The organism is Methanospirillum hungatei (assembly GCF_020216685.1).
Classification (GTDB): domain Archaea; phylum Halobacteriota; class Methanomicrobia; order Methanomicrobiales; family Methanospirillaceae; genus Methanospirillum; species Methanospirillum hungatei_B.
This window is the reverse complement of sequence record NZ_JAIWNS010000116.1, coordinates 1-17701: the sequence shown is the minus strand read 5'-3', so window position 1 is coordinate 17701 and position 17701 is coordinate 1. Positions and strand designations below refer to the sequence as shown.

15 protein-coding genes and 1 pseudogene are annotated in these 17701 nt (G+C 49.6%); 12 read left to right on the top strand and 4 right to left on the bottom strand.

Annotated features, from left to right (window positions below):
* The first annotated feature begins 2 nt into the window (after positions 1-2).
* From hemA to LDL35_RS07240, 8 genes are all read left to right on the top strand, one after another.
* Positions 3-1247: a glutamyl-tRNA reductase gene (gene hemA, locus LDL35_RS07275; RefSeq protein WP_304021018.1), complete on the top strand. Its 1245-nt coding sequence runs from the start codon at positions 3-5 to the stop codon at positions 1245-1247.
* Positions 1226-2203 carry a porphobilinogen synthase gene (gene hemB, locus LDL35_RS07270; RefSeq protein WP_304021015.1) on the top strand — a complete coding sequence of 326 codons (978 nt, stop codon included), beginning with the start codon at positions 1226-1228 and terminating at the stop codon, positions 2201-2203. The genes hemA and hemB overlap by 22 nt, the downstream gene beginning before the upstream one ends.
* Complete coding sequence (gene hemL / locus LDL35_RS07265; RefSeq protein ID WP_304021013.1) at positions 2196-3455, top strand: glutamate-1-semialdehyde 2,1-aminomutase; 1260 nt, start codon at positions 2196-2198, stop codon at positions 3453-3455. The genes hemB and hemL overlap by 8 nt, the downstream gene beginning before the upstream one ends.
* Positions 3440-4327 carry a hydroxymethylbilane synthase gene (gene hemC / locus LDL35_RS07260; protein WP_304021011.1) on the top strand — a complete coding sequence of 296 codons (888 nt, stop codon included), beginning with the start codon at positions 3440-3442 and terminating at the stop codon, positions 4325-4327. Before hemL ends, hemC begins: the two co-directional genes overlap by 16 nt.
* Positions 4320-5072, top strand: a complete 753-nt coding sequence (gene cobA, locus LDL35_RS07255) for a uroporphyrinogen-III C-methyltransferase (RefSeq protein WP_304021009.1) — start codon at positions 4320-4322, stop codon at positions 5070-5072. Before hemC ends, cobA begins: the two co-directional genes overlap by 8 nt.
* 175 nt (positions 5073-5247) lie before the next feature.
* Positions 5248-6201 (top strand): PPC domain-containing protein, encoded by a 954-nt coding sequence (locus LDL35_RS07250; protein ID WP_304021007.1) that lies wholly within the window; start codon positions 5248-5250, stop codon positions 6199-6201.
* A gap of 134 nt (positions 6202-6335) precedes the next feature.
* On the top strand, positions 6336-7328 hold the full coding sequence (locus LDL35_RS07245) for a hypothetical protein (RefSeq protein ID WP_304021004.1): 993 nt from the start codon (positions 6336-6338) through the stop codon (positions 7326-7328).
* 206 nt (positions 7329-7534) lie between these two features.
* The gene (locus LDL35_RS07240) at positions 7535-8374 is read left to right on the top strand and encodes a hypothetical protein (protein ID WP_304021001.1); all 840 of its coding nucleotides are present in this window, start codon (positions 7535-7537) and stop codon (positions 8372-8374) included.
* Positions 8375-8399: 25 nt separating this feature from the next.
* Here the strand turns inward: LDL35_RS07240 and LDL35_RS07235 are convergent, their stop codons facing one another.
* On the bottom strand, positions 8400-9659 hold the full coding sequence (locus tag LDL35_RS07235) for a DUF1015 domain-containing protein (protein ID WP_304020998.1): 1260 nt from the start codon (positions 9657-9659) through the stop codon (positions 8400-8402).
* A gap of 72 nt (positions 9660-9731) precedes the next feature.
* On the opposite strand from LDL35_RS07235, the gene rimI reads away from it, so the two are divergent.
* Positions 9732-10196 carry a ribosomal protein S18-alanine N-acetyltransferase gene (gene rimI / locus LDL35_RS07230; RefSeq protein WP_304020995.1) on the top strand — a complete coding sequence of 155 codons (465 nt, stop codon included), beginning with the start codon at positions 9732-9734 and terminating at the stop codon, positions 10194-10196.
* A 62-nt stretch (positions 10197-10258) separates the two neighbouring features.
* Complete coding sequence (locus LDL35_RS07225) at positions 10259-11191, top strand: CAP domain-containing protein (RefSeq protein WP_304020994.1); 933 nt, start codon at positions 10259-10261, stop codon at positions 11189-11191.
* Here LDL35_RS07225 and LDL35_RS07220 read toward each other — a convergent pair whose 3' ends face one another.
* On the bottom strand, positions 11192-13489 hold the full coding sequence (locus LDL35_RS07220) for a methyl-accepting chemotaxis protein (protein WP_304020992.1): 2298 nt from the start codon (positions 13487-13489) through the stop codon (positions 11192-11194).
* Between the two features lie 617 nt (positions 13490-14106).
* On the opposite strand from LDL35_RS07220, the gene LDL35_RS07215 reads away from it, so the two are divergent.
* The gene (locus tag LDL35_RS07215) at positions 14107-14616 is read left to right on the top strand and encodes a chemotaxis protein CheW (protein WP_304020990.1); all 510 of its coding nucleotides are present in this window, start codon (positions 14107-14109) and stop codon (positions 14614-14616) included.
* A 43-nt stretch (positions 14617-14659) separates the two neighbouring features.
* Here LDL35_RS07215 and thsA read toward each other — a convergent pair whose 3' ends face one another.
* On the bottom strand, positions 14660-16321 hold the full coding sequence (gene thsA / locus LDL35_RS07210; protein WP_304020988.1) for a thermosome subunit alpha: 1662 nt from the start codon (positions 16319-16321) through the stop codon (positions 14660-14662).
* 53 nt (positions 16322-16374) lie between these two features.
* Complete coding sequence (locus tag LDL35_RS07205) at positions 16375-17295, bottom strand: transcriptional regulator (RefSeq protein ID WP_304020981.1); 921 nt, start codon at positions 17293-17295, stop codon at positions 16375-16377.
* Positions 17296-17422: 127 nt separating this feature from the next.
* On the opposite strand from LDL35_RS07205, the pseudogene LDL35_RS07200 reads away from it, so the two are divergent.
* Positions 17423-17701: pseudogene (locus LDL35_RS07200) on the top strand (tRNA(Ile2) 2-agmatinylcytidine synthetase); the annotation flags it as partial.

Sequence of the window (17701 nt, the reverse complement as noted above, 5' to 3'; positions counted from 1 at the left end):
CCATTGCAGGAATATCCCATCATACTGCATCGGTGGCAGATATGGAATCGGTCCGGTTTCCTGATGAAGAGGCTTTCCTTACCCGTGCAAGTGACTGGTTTAAGGGGGTTATCCTGCTACAGACCTGTAACCGGATTGAGATCATGGTACATGGGAATGCAGATCTCCTTGGAAAGTTTCTGGAGAGTGAAGGAAGGGCCGGGTGGCAGATGTGGAAGGATGCAGATGCCTTGTCCCATCTTCTCGATCTTGCGGCTGGCCTTGACTCGATGGTCATCGGTGAGGACCAGATCCTGGGACAGCTTAGAAAATCCCTGAGCCTGTCTGAATCGATGTCGGTTGCTGATCCTCTGATCACCCTCTGTATTAACAAGGCAATCCACGCCGGCTCCGAGGCCCGGAGAATCAGTGGCATTAACCGGGGTGCAGTATCTATCGGTTCTGCGGCAGTTCTCCTGGCTGAAGAGCAACTGGGTTCTCTGGCAGGTCGGCACATCCTTGTCCTGGGGACCGGAGAGATGGGGGTTTTAGTCACCCAGGCACTTGCTGCAAAACAGTTGTCTGCAATTTATGTAGCCAACCGGACATTTGACCGGGCCCAGTGTCTTGCTGAGAAGGTTCACGGGACCGCTGTTCCGATGGCAGATCTCTACCGGTATCTGACCATGTCTGATGTCATCATCTGTTGCACCGCCGCTCCCCATCCGGTGATCCGGGTACATGAAGTGATGGAAGCATTGAAAGGCCGGTCATGGCCACTTGATAATTCCCGGCGTCCGCTTATCATCGTTGATATTGCCCAGCCACGGGATGTTGAAGAGGATGTGGGGAAGATCCCCGGCGTCTGTCTGTATACCATAGATGACCTCCGGAAAGTCAATGATGACACCACACAGTTCAGGAAAGAGGCTGCAGAGAAGGTTCGGGAGTTTCTTGACCAGGAACTGGTTCAGTTTATCCGACTCTTTAACCGGAAGGCAGCAGATGAACTCCTGGCAACGTTGCACAGCTGGGCTGAGCAGATACGGATCAGGGAGCGGGATCGGGCTCTCAGCAGGTTGTCAGGATGTGATGACCGGGTCCGCGATGTGACCGATGATCTGACCAGGGTGCTGACCAGAAAACTACTCACCGACGTTACCCTTACCATCCGGACCTGTGCTGAACGGGGAGAGATGAAGATTGCAGAGGACCTGGTCGGTGCCATTACCAGAGGAGAGAACATATGTTCCCGCACAAACGATTGAGAAGACTTCGCAGACGAAAGATTATCCCGCTGCTTGCAGAGACCCATATTGGGAAAGATGACCTGATTGCACCGCTCTTTTTTGATGAGAACATAGCAGAACCGGTTCCGATACTGGCAATGCCCGGACAAAACCGCTGGCCGGTTTCTATGGCTGCAGAGGTCGTAACCCGGATGAGGACTGCCGGTATCCGTGCCGTTCTCCTGTTTGGTATCCCGTCTGTCAAGGATGCTGAAGCGTCTGGAGCATATGCACCGGAGGGGGTCATTCAGCAGGTGACCCGGGCGATGAAAAAGACCTGTCCAGACATGGTCATCATCACCGACCTGTGTGCCTGTGAATATACTGACCATGGGCATTGCGGCTATGTGGGTGAATGCTGTGACGGGCCAAATTTGCTGAATGATGCATCGCTTGAGATGATGCAGCGGATAGCAGTCTCACAGGCAGAAGCGGGTGCAGATATTGTTGCTCCCTCCTGTATGCTGGACGGCATGGTTGCTGCCATCCGGGAGGCTCTTGATGATTATGGGCATCAGGAAGTCCTCATCATGTCATACTCCTCAAAATTTGCCTCCGCACTCTATGGCCCGTTCCGTGAAGCGGCGGGCTCTGGTTTTTCGTTCGGAGATCGGACCGGGTACCAGGCCCCGGTCTCAAACCGCCGGGAAGCGTACCGCGAGTCTGAGCAGGATGCAGCAGAAGGGGCAGACATTTTGATGGTCAAACCCGCCGGATGGTTTGGAGATATCATCACTGACATTAAACAACTCGGCCTTCCGGTAGCAGCATACCAGGTATCAGGGGAATACTCTATGATCCGGGCTGCAGCAGAGAAGGGCTGGCTTGATGAACGGCGTGTCGTCATGGAAAGTCTGGTCTCACTCAAGCGGGCGGGTGCAGACCTTATCATAACCTATTTTGCTGAAGATGTATGCAGGTGGCTTGATGAATAATTGTGAAAAGAGCAGGGAATATTATACCACTGCCAGGGAGCTGATGCCTGGTGGTGTTTCAAGTCCGGTTCGGGCAATACAGCCATACCCTTTTTATACTGTGCGGGGATCCGGCTCCCGGATATATACTGCAGACGGGATCGAACTGATCGACTGTTGTGGGGCATACGGGCCGCTCATTCTGGGTCATGCCTGTAAACCGGTGGGAGATGCAATCGTTGCTGCACTGGATGACGGCTGGCTGTATGGCACCCCTACTCCGGCAGAGATTGATCTGGCACAGATCCTTATCGCCGACCATCCGTCCATTGAGATGGTCAGGTTTGTTACCACCGGTTCAGAAGCGACCATGGCAGCAATCAGGCTTGCACGGGGATATACGGGAAAGAGTGACATCATCAAGACAGAAGGCGGATTTCACGGAGCTCATGACGGGGTCCTTGTGCAGGCAGGGTCTGGATGCACCACCCTTGGCCAGCCTGACTCTGCAGGAGTGTTGTCAGATATCGTTCGGCACACAAGGCAGGTTCCGTACAATGACACCGAGTCTCTTGTCTCTCTGGTAGAAAAAAGTGGTGAGGAGGTAGCAGCCATGATCCTGGAGCCGGTGATGGGAAATATCGGCCCGGTCCTTCCAAAGCCTGGATACCTGCAGGAGGTCCGGAAGATAACCGCTGAACATGATATCCTGCTCATCTTTGACGAGGTCATTACCGGATACCGGGTGGGGATTGGCGGAGCACAAAAGCTCTTCGGGGTTATGCCGGATATCACCACGCTTGGTAAGATAATAGGCGGAGGACTCCCCCTCTCAGCATTTGGCGGGAATAGGAAGATCATGGAACATATCGCACCTGCCGGGCCGGTGTACCAGGCAGGAACCTTCTCCGGTAACCCACTCAGTCTTGCTGCAGGTGTTGCCGCACTCAGGGAGATTCATGCACGAAAGGAGATGTATTCGCTCCTCGATAAAGCGACGACGGTGATCGGAGAGTCATGCCAGGGGAAAGGTGGCTCGTTTGTGAAACTCGGGTCCATGTTCAAGTTCTTCTTCCGCACATCGGCTCCTGAAAATTATGCTCAGGCAAAAGAGTCAGATACCACAAAATTCCGGGCATTCTGGGAGAAGATGCTGGAAAAGGGGATATTTTTACCCCCGTCACAGTTTGAGACAAATTTCCTGTCGGCTGCTCATTCTGATTCAGATGTTGAATACCTCTCTTCGGCGTATGCATCATGCCTCTCCGCGTAGGAACCAGGGCATCACAACTTGCCAAAGCCCAGGCGGTTAAGGTATGCACCCTGCTTGAAGATCTCGGAGTGGAGACGGAGCTGGTATTCATCTCTACCGCCGGGGATGAACAGACCGGAGTTCCCCTGCATGAGATCGGCGGGCAGGGGGTATTTGTCCGGGCACTTGACGATGCACTGGAGCAGAATAAGATTGATCTTGCCGTTCACTCGATGAAAGACATCCCTGCAGAGCGGCCATCCGGTCTGGTAACTTCCGCCATTCTTGCCAGAGACTCTCCATGTGATTATATCGTCACTGATCAGGGGCTGGATGAAATAACTACCATCGGCACATCCAGTACCCGGCGGACTGCTCAGTGTCGTCGGCATCTGCCCTGGGCTGAGATCAAACCACTCCGTGGGAATGTCAATACCCGGCTCTCCAAACTGCAGCGTGGTGAGTATGATGCCATCATGCTTGCAAAGGCCGGTCTTGAACGCCTGTCCATGAACCTCGACGGATACCAATTGGATCCCCGTGTGCATGTTCCCTCTCCAAACCAGGGGACTATTGCGGTGGTATCACGAACGGATCCGGATGTTACCGATATTGTATCGAAGATTGATGACCCCGGAACCAGGATGGATACCATGCTTGAACGTCGGGTGATGGAGATGATCGGGGGCGGATGCTTCACCCCGCTTGGGATCTATTGCAAGGATCGGGTGATGATTGCAGAAGTTCTCTCACTTGAAGGTGACCGCAACTATAGGCTTGAACGACTGGTTTCAGATAGAGACGATGCAGGCCGGTTCGGTCTTGAAGTCAGAGAGAAGGCTGGAGATCTGATCAGGGAAGCATACGAGCGGCTGGGAATTACACATGGATAAGAAAGGAACAGTATATCTGGTAGGATCAGGTCCGGGTGGACTGAGCCTTATGACGAAGCGGGCACGGGAAGTTCTTGACATGGCTGAGGTCATCCTCTATGACCAGCTCCCTGGTGAAGAGATTCTGGCAAGCCTTCCGGCCCATGCTGAGAAGATAGATGTCGGCAAGTACGGGGATCACCACACCCGTGAGCAGGATGAGATAGAGCAGCTCATGGTCTCCTACGCAGAGCAGGGCCGGAGTGTCGTCAGATTGAAAGGAGGAGATCCATTCCTGTTCGGACGGGGCGGTGAGGAACTGGAGACCTTAAGAGCGCATAATATTTCGGTGGAGGTTGTTCCCGGAGTGACAAGTGCCATTGCCGTTCCTGCATCGGTTGGAATCCCGGTAACGCACCGGAAATTTGCATCACAGGTTACCATCCTGACCGGCAATGAGGATCCGACAAAAGAAGAGTCAGCAATCGACTGGGACTGGCTTGCCAGATCACGGGGCACTATTGTTATCCTGATGGGTGTGAAAAACCTGGGAAAGATAGCGACATTCCTGGTGGATCACGGGATGGACGCCGCTACACCGGTTGCCGTGATTGAGCGCGGGCTTCGGCCCGATCAGCGTGAGACCATTGGAACCCTTGAAACAATCGCTGAACGTGCGCAGGAACGAAAGGTCAGGCCTCCAGCGGTGATTGTAATCGGTGGCGTGGTCTCACTCTACACCGGTGAGTATGTCATCCCCCGGTAACCCGTTTTTTCCGATTTTCAGAATTCATCTCTCTGGCGCCTGTAAGGGAAGCATTCATAGGGCATTTTCCTTTTTGTAAAAAACACTGTACTCCGGATATTTCCTGACAACAAGCCTTATAAGGTCACATATGAGAGTATGTTTCATCACAAGGCAATACGCCTTGAGGAGTGGAATGATGAGAACCTTCTGGAAAATTGGCATCACCTGTCTGATGCTTATCGTATGTGCTCTGGTGGCAGTACCAGCCTCAGCGGAAGAAATGAGCGTTCTAAGTGAACAGCAGGCCTCACTCTGGCAGGGTCAGACGTCACAGGTATACGAAGTCACCTTAAACTGCCCGGGAACGGCAACCGTGGTCTCCAGCTATGGTGCCCGGTTTGATCTCTACGCAAAGAAGAAGTGGGGATATGGCTCCTGTCCCTCTCCAAATTCGATCCTGTATAACTATGACAAGGTTGCCTATGGATACAGCGGGACTGCAACCATGACCCTTGAGGCAGGAACCTGGTGTCTGGTTGTGTACGGTTTCTCCGGCAGTGGGTCCTATTCGCTGCGGGTGACCTCAAACTGTCCCTACCCGACCCCGTATCCGACTCCTTACCCCACACCCTGTGGTGTCTATAAGTCAGATACCAGAACTGGATTCTTAAACCAGGGTCAGGCAGCAGTGTATGGATATTATATCCCGACTGATGGAAGATCCAAGATCGAGTGGTCCATGACCTCTTCAGGCGGTGGCAGTACCCCGATCATCGTGGCATCTGCAGGGCAGTCTGTAGAGAGCAGTTCCTATGGAGGCAGCACCTTTGACCTGTATGTCTTCAAGGACTGTAACCCACAGAACTCATACTGTAATACCCGGTACTACTCCTATGGCCCGAACGCCTATGTATCGGTCGCTCCACCCTCCAGTGGCTCAACCTACTATGTGATGGTCTATGCCCGCAGTGGCAGTGGAACCTATAACCTGAAGATGAACAGCTACAAGTGTGGTGGCACAACACCAATCATCGTGGCATCTGCAGGAATGGATGCAACCATGTCTACCGCCTCTGCAGCATCAGATGACACCGGTTCAGGTTCAGAAGTATCAGCACCTTCAGCAGAGATTGTAATTTCAGAATGATAGATCTGGATTAACTTCCGGAATTCTTTTTTTGTTCCGGAATTGTCGGAACATCTCTCAACTCAAAAGGATTATCATATCCTGTACGATAGTAGAAAAGAAAGCAAGGTATCTACCTTGAGGAGTGTATTCGTATGAAAAAATTTTGGTATACCGGAGCAGCCCTTCTGATACTCATCGCATGTGCCCTGATTGTATCATCTGCCAGTGCATATACGACTGACTTTCCAAAGTCATACCGGCTCTGGCAGGGCTCTGCAGCAATGCATGAGGTCGGGGTATCCGGATATTGTGGAACCCAGATAACGGTTCAGTCACCCTATGGTGCAGCATTTGACATTTATGCGATGAAGAACTATGGTTCTCCCGGGACCTGCCCGTCGAATAATTACATTATGAGTCATTATGACACGTATGCCTACAGCAGCGGCCTTGGTGGTAGTGCAACCGTATACCTTGATCAGGGACTCTGGTGCGTTGTGGTATATGCACGGTCTGGCAGTGGTACAGCATATGTGACAGCAGACAGCAACTGCTTCCCGCCAGGACCCATCCCGCCATCCCCGCCAGTACCGGTTCCAGGGCCCTGCAGTCCCTATAAGACCGTTGACCGTTCAGGATTCCTTTATCCAGGACAGGCAGCAGTCTATGGATACTACATCCCGACCGATGGACGGTCGCAGATCGAATGGATCCTGACCGGATCAGGCAGTGGCCCGACCCCGATCATCGTCTCTTCCATGGCCGGACAGGTCTTCAGCGGTAGCGGATTTAACCCGAACTTTGACATTTATGTGTTTAAGGACTGTAATCCACAGTACTCGTACTGCAATACCAATTACTACGCAAACGGTCCGAATGCCTATGTGTCTATCGCAAACCCGCAACGTGGTTCAACCTACTATGTGATGGTATATGCACGCAGCGGTAGTGGAACCTATAATTTACGGATGAACAGTTACAAGTGCTTTGGAGACACGCCGATTATTGTCGCATCAGCACCGGTTGTTGCAACATCATCTACCGTTGCATATTCGAGTGCCGGGAGCGGATCCGGATTAGATACTGCAGTATCTTCGTCAGTTCAGGCTCCCACGGCTGAATTTGTGCCGGTTTCAGATCAATAAATCTCCTTTTTTCTGATCTTTAATTGGTAAGATTCATTACCATCATGCTCAAGATCACACAGGAAGAGCTGGATGGGTCACGTATGAAATATCAGAAAAATTGGTACATTATACTTTTCGTTTTTGCCTTAATCTCTCTGCCTTGTCTGGTTAGTGGGGCGTCATCCGAATCATTTTCCAATGCCCTGTATGCAGGACAGAATAAGATGTATACCCTCAATGTTCCCTGCACCGCAACGCTCATGCTATCCGGAGACCAGGGGAGTGAATTTTCCATGTATGCCAAAAAGGCCTCAAGTACCTGGGTACCTTCCGCGATTCATGTGACCAGGAATGCAGATGTGAGTACCTTATCACCTGCATCATCACAGAAGATTCATCTTGAGTCCGGGGAGTGGTTTGTCGTTGTTGAATCTTTGAAAGGATTTGCAGAATATACATTGACGATTGATAAGGAATGTCCGATAACGACCTCCTGTTATGGCGGGCCCTGCTATAATATGGCTGATTGTGCTCCGCCCATGGTGTACAGGGATAACCTGCAGACCGGCTTTTTAAACTCCGGTGAGTCAAAGACATTTGCATACCGGCTCACCGGGAACCGTTCATTTGTGGAATGGGTGCTATCCGGCCCCTGTGATGAGAGTGCTCCCCTGATGCAGAGCAAATCTGATGTTGATATGTTCGTGACCAGGAACTGTGGCCCGGATCTTGATCTGTATGTCTATGAAGCATGCAATCCGAAATACAAACCCTGTGTTGCTATCGCTGCCGATATCGGACTTGGAAGCAATGCATATGTTGGGATTTCACATCCGGATGAGGAGAAACTCTACTATGTAAAGATATATGGAAAACGGGGCAGTGGGAATTATCATCTGACTGCACGGTCATATACCGGACAGGATATGGTAATTGCAGGGATTAAACCCTCAGAATATGATGGATTTATCGCATCTGCAACCGATGTCAAAGCTCCGGATGACCTGAATGTCACGATTCCGGTTCCACCAACCGCCTATACCATCAAGGCAGCGGAACTATGAGAAAAATTGAATTTTTAAAAATTTTTTATTCAAGTACGTGGATAAGAAGTCCGCTTAGGAGTTTTGGTTCAAACCATGTCGATTTTGGTGGCATAATTCCACCAGCATCGGCGATAGTAAAGACGGTTCTCACATCGACCGGTTGCATGGCGATTGCCGCTGCATACTCACCACTGTCTACTTTTATCATCAGGTCACGAACCGGACGGGCCCCACCCAAGTACTGGAGCCGGGGATCCCCTCTCGGATCCGTGATGCCAAGAAACGGGATCAGGATCTGTTCCTGAAGCACACTCACATCCAGCGCCCTGATATCGGTAATCTTCGGGTTGCGGGGGATGACACATTCATACCATTTTCCCTTGAGGTACAGGTGGAATACATGATCGCCTTCTCCGCCAATCTTTGGTGTCAGGGTGAACTGGGACCGGTCTGCATCACCATAGGGGGTGACATGTGCAATATCTGATATTTTTTTCAGAAAACTGTCCGGAGTCAGGGGTGCAAGGTCAGTAAGCAGTCTGCTGTACCCATGAACTTTTACTTCATCCTCGGCAAAGACAACAGACAAGACGTGATGGGTCTCTTCAGGGACCTTCACTCCGCCCTTTGATCTCTTCTCAACAACATTGACTGCTGATTTACACCGGTGATGCCCGTCAGCAATATAGAGTGCCGGGATGGAGACAAAGATCTCATGCAGCCGGGTAATCACGGCTTCATCCCGTATGGCAAAGATTTCATGGACACTCCCGTTGGCAGCATGTGCCACCATGTCCGGTTCACGGTTTTCGGTCGATTTCTTCAGGATGGCTTTTATCTCTGCATGGGAGCCGTGAAGGAGGACTACCGGGCCGGTGTTGGCATTCATGGCATCGATATGCCTGGTCCGGTCTTCCTCCTTGTCATATCTGGTCAGTTCATGCCGTCGGATCTCACCGCTTTCATACTCCCTGGTATCAGCACAGCAGGCAATGCCGGTATATGTTCTGTCGGCGTCATGAACCCGGTATACATACATTGCAGCCGTCTCATCCTGGAGAAACAGGCCGGAATTTTGGTATTCATCAAATATATCCCGTGAGAGTTTGTATACATCGGCTGAATACGGGTCTTTGTCAGGGAGCAGTGCATCGGCCCTGCTTATCCGCAGAAAACTGAGTGGATTCTTCTCAATGATCTCCCGTGCTTCTTCTGCACTCACGACGTCATACGGGACGGCAGCAATCTCTTCTGCCTTTCCAGGAGCAGGCCGCACTGCTTGAAATGGATATACATGAACCATAAGACACCAGGTGTTCTTACCTATATTCCCCTGTTTCTATATGATAACACTGACAGATAAGTACAGGCTTTGATGCAGGAAAGAGGTCTCCGGATACGAAAGATGGCTTTGGCGGATATTACAGCAGTACAGGGGATAGAACGGAGTTCTTTTCCAGATCCCTGGGCGCGTGAGACACTTGAGGAGGCCATCACGACCTTTTCAGATACGGTTTTCATTGCCGAATCGGAAGGCTCAATTTGTGGATATATTATATGTGGTGTTGAGGACACCGGTGAGGAGCGGTATGGGCATATCTGTAGTCTTGCTGTCAGTCCTGATATGAGAAACAGGGGTATTGGCAAGACCTTGGTCAAGAGAGCTGAGCAGGCTGCAATGATTCAGAAAGCAACAGCCATGCAGCTCGAAGTCAGAGTCTCAAACATTTCTGCCATCCAGTTTTATACAAAACTCGGGTATGAACCGGTATTTCAGATCTGCGGGTATTATGCCGACACTGAAGATGCTATTGTGATGATGCGGTGGTTTCGGTTTTAAGAGACCAGAAACTCTAATGATGGTGAGATCAGACAATATTTTAGCAAACTCTTCAGGTTTTTATGGGTGATTTCATTCTGAGATTTCGTCTTTTCCTCATCTGTGTTCTGCTTCTTACGATTCCGTGTTTTGTGGCAGGAGAAGAAAAAGCAGCAGATCTCGGACTGCTTTCAATCGATGTTCAGCCCTCTGCTGCTCCAGGCTCTCCCGTTTTTGGAAGTGTGACCGCAGTCAATTATGGTCAGATGATCTCGATGAGCAGAAAAGTGACTTTTTATCTCTCTCCTGATGAGGAGATTACACCGGCTGATTATGAGTTGGGTTCGGTGCAATTCTCATTCCTCAGGCCTGGAGAGACTGCCCATCGTGAACTCCTGGCAACAGTGCCAGATACCATTCCTCCGGGGGAGTATATCGCAGGTGCAATTCTAGGACCGGGTTTTTCCCTTACTCCTGATCCCCGTCCTGAAAATGATGTCATATCACAGGGGACCGTTACTATCGGGAAGACATACACCCGGCCGCAGGAATGGTTCAATGAAAAGATTGCAGAGATCATTCTTGATCTCTCAAATGATGAACGTGCCCTCCGGGACCTGCCATCACTTACCCGTGACACCGCTCTGGATGTGATCGCCCTTGAGCACAGCAAAGATATGGCTCAGCGGGGCTTTTTTGATCATACCAATCCGGACGGTGAGGACCCTGCCGATCGTGCAGATCGCCATCATTATGATCAGTCCAGGACTCTGCCGGATGGGACATCGTTTTACGGAATCGGAGAGAATATTGTGAAAATTCCGGTTGAAAAGAATGTGTACGGGTTTGGAGAGATCAGAAATGATGATCCCTATGAGATTGCACAGGTGGCCATTGAATCCTTCATGGACAGCCCGCCGCATAAAGAGGCACTTCTCCTCCCCGCTCACGAAAAAATAGGAATCGGGGTGGCATTTGATGGTGAATATTATTATGCCACCCAGAACTTTTTTTAATTATATTTTAAAGGCCTGAATCTGGGTCCGGAGTTCTCCGGAGAGTCCTTCAACTTCAATAATTGCACTGTTGATCTCCTGGACTGAGGCACTGACCGATTCTGCAAGGGCAGAGAGTTCTTCTATCTGAGTAAGGTTTTCACTTGTCAGACTGATCCCTTCCTGTGCAGTGTTAACGATGGCTGTGGCAATATTTGCCTGGTCTTCTATCGCCCTGACAATCTCTCCCATGTCTCTGGTCACTTCTGATGCCCCGCTGACCATAATATTGAGTGACTCGATGGTCTTGTTCACACTCTCCACGCCGACAGCAATCTCTGAGTGGGAAGAGCGGATAGCCGTTGATGTCTTCTCACTGCTCCGCTGAATGGCGGTAATGACATCGCCGATATGGTCGGTTGCTTTCCGTGCATCAGCGGCCAGGTTCTTGACTTCACCGGCAACAACTGCAAACCCTCTTCCGGCATCTCCTGCCCGTGCAGCTTCGATTGCAGCATTCAGGGCAAGCAGATTGATCTGTCCGGCAATGTCATTGATCATCTTGACGATCTTATTGATCTCCCGAATCTGTGAGTTGAGTTCATCAATATCCTCAACACTCTCCTGCGCTATCTTCATCACAAGGCTCATCTTGTTGTTTGCTTCATTACCAAGGGTCTGTGCCTCATTCCCCCGTGTTGCGACATCTCTGGCATGACGGAGAACCTCCTGGCTGGTACTGGTTATCTCTTCATTTGAGGCGGAGAGGTTTGAGATCTTGTTGGTGATATCTTCCATGTGGGAGATGAGGTTCTTCCCGATTTCTGAAGACTCCATGGTGGTTTTGGCAACTGCCTGAGTGGCTCTCGCGATGTCAGATGATCCTTTACTGATCTCCCCCATGTTCTCCGAGACACTGGTTGAGACTCTGCTGACCTCCTGCAACGCCTTTCGAAGTGCTGCTATGGTCTTATTTGCGTTCTCTTTTACGGCAATGAGCGGGTCATTCTCACGTTTTACTATTTCAGTGGTCATGTCTCCCTTTGAAACAAGGGCAAACGCTTCACCGATATCTTTTGCAGCAAGATCAAGGAGGCTGGCATGTTCTTCCGCCTCCTTTATCATACGCTGGATCTCCTGCTCCTTTTTGATCTCGTTTGTCTTGTCCTTGTATGTGGACATGATGCTGACAACTTCGTGGTGCTTGTCAAGAAGCGGGATGATATCCTGCTCAATATGGTGAATACCTGCCGGAAATTCCACGACGAGTTGCCCTGTTACTGCTTTTTTTGTTTTCAATGCATCACGAAGACCCTGACCGGTTTTTTCAAGGACTTTGAAATCATTGGCACGCATGGAGAGGAGCTGCTGCTCGGTGTACCCGCTCATCTCAATGAAGGATGCGTTCACCTTCAGGATGTGCAGTTGCAGGTCCATGAGCAGAAGGGGGAGCGGGTTCTGATTGATCATGGTCATCTCCTGCTGCTGGAGTTCTTTGATGGTCTCCATCTGCTCCTGCATCTCACGCTCTGCCTTTTTCCGTTCGCTGATATCACGGAAGGTGGCCTGGATTCTTGGGCCTTCAGGAAGGGTAAGTAACGTAAGGGTGAGTTCGACATCAAAGGATGTACCATCAAACCGGTTCAGGATGCATTCAAGATCCTGGGGGATGCCCTGTTTTGCAGCGGTAAATGCCTTGTTAAAAAAGATCCTCGATGATGAACCATCTGCCTGGTTTTCAGGGGCGAGTGAGTATATTGAGGCTCCCAGTATTGATTGTGAGTCTGGGACCCTGAATATCTTCGGGGTTGTTGCATTGCACTCAATGAGGGTATCGTTATCAAAGAGGGTGATGGCATCATATGAGGAGTCGATCATAGCCCTGAATTTTATCGCCTCTGCACGTTGCAGTTCCTCTATCTCCCGTCGTTTCTGACGGTTTTGAGCATCTCTGATCTCACGTTCGATGACCGGAACAAGTGGAGAGAGATTGCCTTTGAACACATAATCATGTGCTCCGCGTTTCATCAGGGTGACTGCCGTATCTTCACCAATTTCACCTGATACAATAATGAAGGGATAATCAAGGTTCCTTTTCCGATATTCCTCAATAACATCCACACCATTGAACCCGGGCAGACTGTAATCACAGAGGAGAACATCCCATTCATTTGAATCCAGAGAAGACCTGACATCTTCTATGGTATCGACTCGTTTTAATGTAGGATCATATCCGCCCTTTTTTAGTTCATGGATAATAAGAAAGGCATGATCCTCATTGTCTTCGACAAATAACACCTTAATTGGATTTCCAGCCATATTCCATCCCTTTTGAGATAGCCCCTGCCATCAGTTATGAATAATACTCCTTTCTCTGTGAAGATGAAAAGTGTTCCTTCTTGAACTTTTCAATTGGTATGAATCAGGTGCCGTAAGAGTCATGATGCGTATCTGAATTATTATGTTTTTCTGCGCGTATTATCAGTTATCAGAGAAATTGTCAGGTTTGGAATCATCTATAAAATACTTATAATACGGTTCTTATATATTCAGAAATGAATGCTTTTGTCATAAAAATTTTAATTTATCATTTAAATGTAAATTAGGGTCTAATAGTGCTCCTTTTTTGGTTTTTCATAGGTGATCACGGAAGATCAATTATACGATGTCATGGCTGTATTTTTCAAAAATATTACCGAAGTTTTATATATCTGTCTAAAAAGAATGAAATATTGTCAGGGAACTTGTGTGAACATATCAGGCATGAGATATCCGGGGGGTTTGGTTCAGCACACACAGGCAGGTGTTATTCTCCTGCATTTACACATTCCCTGATTAATTACCACCAGCATGCATCCTATTTTCAGGTTCACAAATTGTCATTATTGTGCATTCCCAAAAGTTCAAACCCCTGAAGAATAGATCAATCTTCAGGTATGGTTGTAGATATTTTGGAATTTGAGCTAGGGGGAGAATTATATGCCATGGATATCGGCATAGCACGTGAAATCGTGGAGATGCTGCCAATAACACCAATACCCCGTGCTCCCTCTCATGTCACCGGTCTCTTAAACCTCCGGGGAGAGATAACCACCATCATAAACCTGCATTATCTTCTTGGCATCACACCGGCTAAGCAGCGGGAAGAGCAGAAGATAATGGTGCTCATCCCGGATGCCTTTGAAAATACCAGTGTCGGTGTTATCGTCGATGAGGTGCATAGTGTCCTGACTATTGATGAGAATTCCATCGATACCAATATTAAGGGAGTAGATGAGCACCTGACCGATTATATTCAGGGCATTATCAAACTCGATGAAGAAGAAGGAATCAGGGCTGAAAGTTCTTCAGAAGAACATGAATCACAGAAAAGACTGATTATCTGGGTAGATGTGAAAAAAATTCTGACCGGGACGACAGAAGCCTCGTCATCCCTTCATGAGTAATTTTTTTATTCTTTTTATGAGTGTTTTGTTGGTATGGGGGTATTTACATACCCATGCCCATATCGCCCATTCCACCCATACCGCCGCCGCCCATGCCTCCCATTCCGCCTGGTGGCATGTCTGGTGCTGCTGATTTTGCTGAAGCGATGATGTCATCAATCCGCAGGATCATTACTGCTGCTTCTGCTGCACTTGCAATTGCCTGAGTCTTGACACGGAGCGGCTCTACTACGCCTTCCTTGTACATGTCGGATGGCTTTGCATCGAATACATTCAGACCGACTGTCTTCTGACCCTTCTCATGTGCTGCACGAAGCTCGACAAGCATGTCAATCGGGTCAAGTCCGGCATTCTCTGCAAGAGTGCGGGGGATGATCTCAAGGGCTGCTGCAAATGCTTCGATGGCGAGCTGTGCACGGCCACCGACACTTGCTGCATACTCGCGAAGACGTAATGAGAGTTCAGTCTCCGGAGCTCCGCCACCGGCTACACACTTCTTGTCCTCAAGAACGACACCGACGACACGGATGGCATCTTCGAAGGCACGGTCAAGTTCTGCAACGACATGCTCAGTTCCACCGTGAATGATGATGGAGACCGCCTTGGGGTTCTTGCATTCCTCGACAAAGATCATCTCTTCGCCTGAGATCTTGCGTTCCTCGACCAAGCCTGCATATCCGAGTTCAGATCCCTGGATTGCATCAATACTGGAGATGATGGATGCACCGGTTGCACGGTTGAGTTTCTCCATGTCAGACTTCTTGACACGGCGGACTGCAAGGATACCTGCTTTTGCAAGGTAGTGCTGGGCAATGTCATCAATTCCTTTCTGACAGAAGAGAACTTTTGCACCGCTCTTGATGATCTTGTCGGTGATGGACTTGATCATGCGCTCTTCTTCATCAAGGAATGCCTGGAGCTGGTCAGGGCTGGTGATGCTGATCTCTGCGTCAACTTCAGTCTTCTTGAACTCGACTGCAGCGTTCAGGAGCATAATTTTTGCCTTGGTGACCTTCTCTGGCATGCCGGGGTGGACACGTTCCTTATCAATGACCATTCCGAGGACGATCTCTGAATCTTCGATTGAACCACCGACTTTCTTCTCAATCTTGATATTTTCAGTGTCAACCGTTCCATCATCATCGGCAACCATGGTGACTGCCTGGACGACAAGGTCACAGAATTTCTCTTTTGCTGCTTCTGCGCCCTTTCCGGTCATTGCGGTCTCGGCTATTTTCTTGAGTATCTTCGTATCTCTCGGCTTGACATCAATCGCAATCTTCTTGAGAAGTTCCTGTGCCTTCTCAGCTGCCATCCGGTATCCATGGGCGATAACCGTTGGGTGAACATCCTGTTCAAGGAGTTCTTCTGAGCGTTTCAGGAGTTCTCCTGCGATAACTACTGCAGTGGTGGTTCCATCGCCGACCTCATCATCCTGGGTCTTTGCGATCTCCACCATCATCTTTGCAGCAGGGTGTTCGATGTCCATCTCTTTGAGAATGGTTACTCCATCATTGGTAATGACGACATCACCGATGGTATCGACCAGCATCTTATCCATGCCCTTTGGTCCGAGAGTGGTCCGGACTGCATTGGCAACGGCCTTTGCTGCGGCGATGTTCATGCCCTGTGCATCGCGCCCGCGGGTACGGGAACTTCCTTCTTTAAGGATGAGAATTGGCTGTCCTCCAAGTTGTGTAGCCATAAAATATCACCACGTTGTAGGATAAGGTTGTTTAGTGGTTCTATATAAAAATATCAGTTTAGGATCAGATTGATGAGGTCATCAGGCTCATCAAGGGAAAGAAGAGAGTCCTCACCAATCATCAGGGTACGGCCTATTCTGCGCTGCCTGTGATCATCGGTCATCACACACATGGCATGTGTCCGCGTCACCTGGGAAATGTTGCCAATGATCCCGGCACGTCGTGCGACTTTTTGTGCTGATCCATATCCGGTGAGGATGGTATGTGAATCATACCTGACAAGGGCCTGAAATGGTGCATGATGCATGAGCTGGACATGCATCCCCATCTCTTCTATGGCAGCCTGAATCGGGATCTCCTCCGGAACCTCCGGGATTTCAGGTTTTTTAAACTGGGATTTGGACTGAATGAGGTCGATCGGCTCGACTACCCCTGAGTCAAACGTCTCTTCAATACGGAGCGCGATCTCAATCGTTGTCCCCATCCCTGCTTCATATTTCGCTACCGTCCGTCTGGAAACGCCAAGAATCTGACCCAGGTCTCCGAGGGAGAGGCTTCTCGTCTCACGAAGTTCTCGCAGCCGTTCCCCGCTGATATTCACATACAGACCGCCGGGTGATGCATAAATGAGCGGGGGAGAGTCTTCTACAAAATAATCGTGCAGAGTCGGGTAATTTATCGCGAATATTCCGTACCTGACATATACTGCGCCACGTTCAAGTTCAGCATCACGGGCCCGTTCGCCGACGATAAGAGGTGTCCCGTCCAGATTACGGGCGATTCTGTCAAGATCCCGTGCATTCTCTTCGCTTATGCTATCGATATGTGAGATGACTTTCAGGACTACTATCCGTTCACCATTTCCTGCAATGATATCAAAACTCTTCGGTCTCATTGCGAAAACTTCGGATACTTCATATCCTGCCATGATCATCACACTGATGACATTACGGAGCAGACGATCCTGGGACATGTACCGTAGAAGGTACTTGTATAATTCCTGTACATAAGGAATGTGGTGCGCAGATTCATAATTCGCAGATAATCTGGATGCTCCCTGATTTGCATGAGATTTGCATGAATATACGGATGAAAAGCTGATGACGAATACCCGGTTTTTAATAGGCCTTGATGATACGGATGCTCCGGATGGCATGTGTACGACCTGGCTTGGAGCAGTGCTGGCCACTCTTCTTGAAAAGTCCGGAATGAAGGTATTTTCTTCCAGACTGGTCAGACTCAACCCGACCATCCCCTATAAAACACGAGGAAATGCTGCGATATCTCTGTGTGTCAGAGGGGATCCGGATTATGCATTCAGCATCGCATCAGATCTTGTGGAAAAGTTCGCTGCGCTCTCCTGTGAGAATACGCATCCC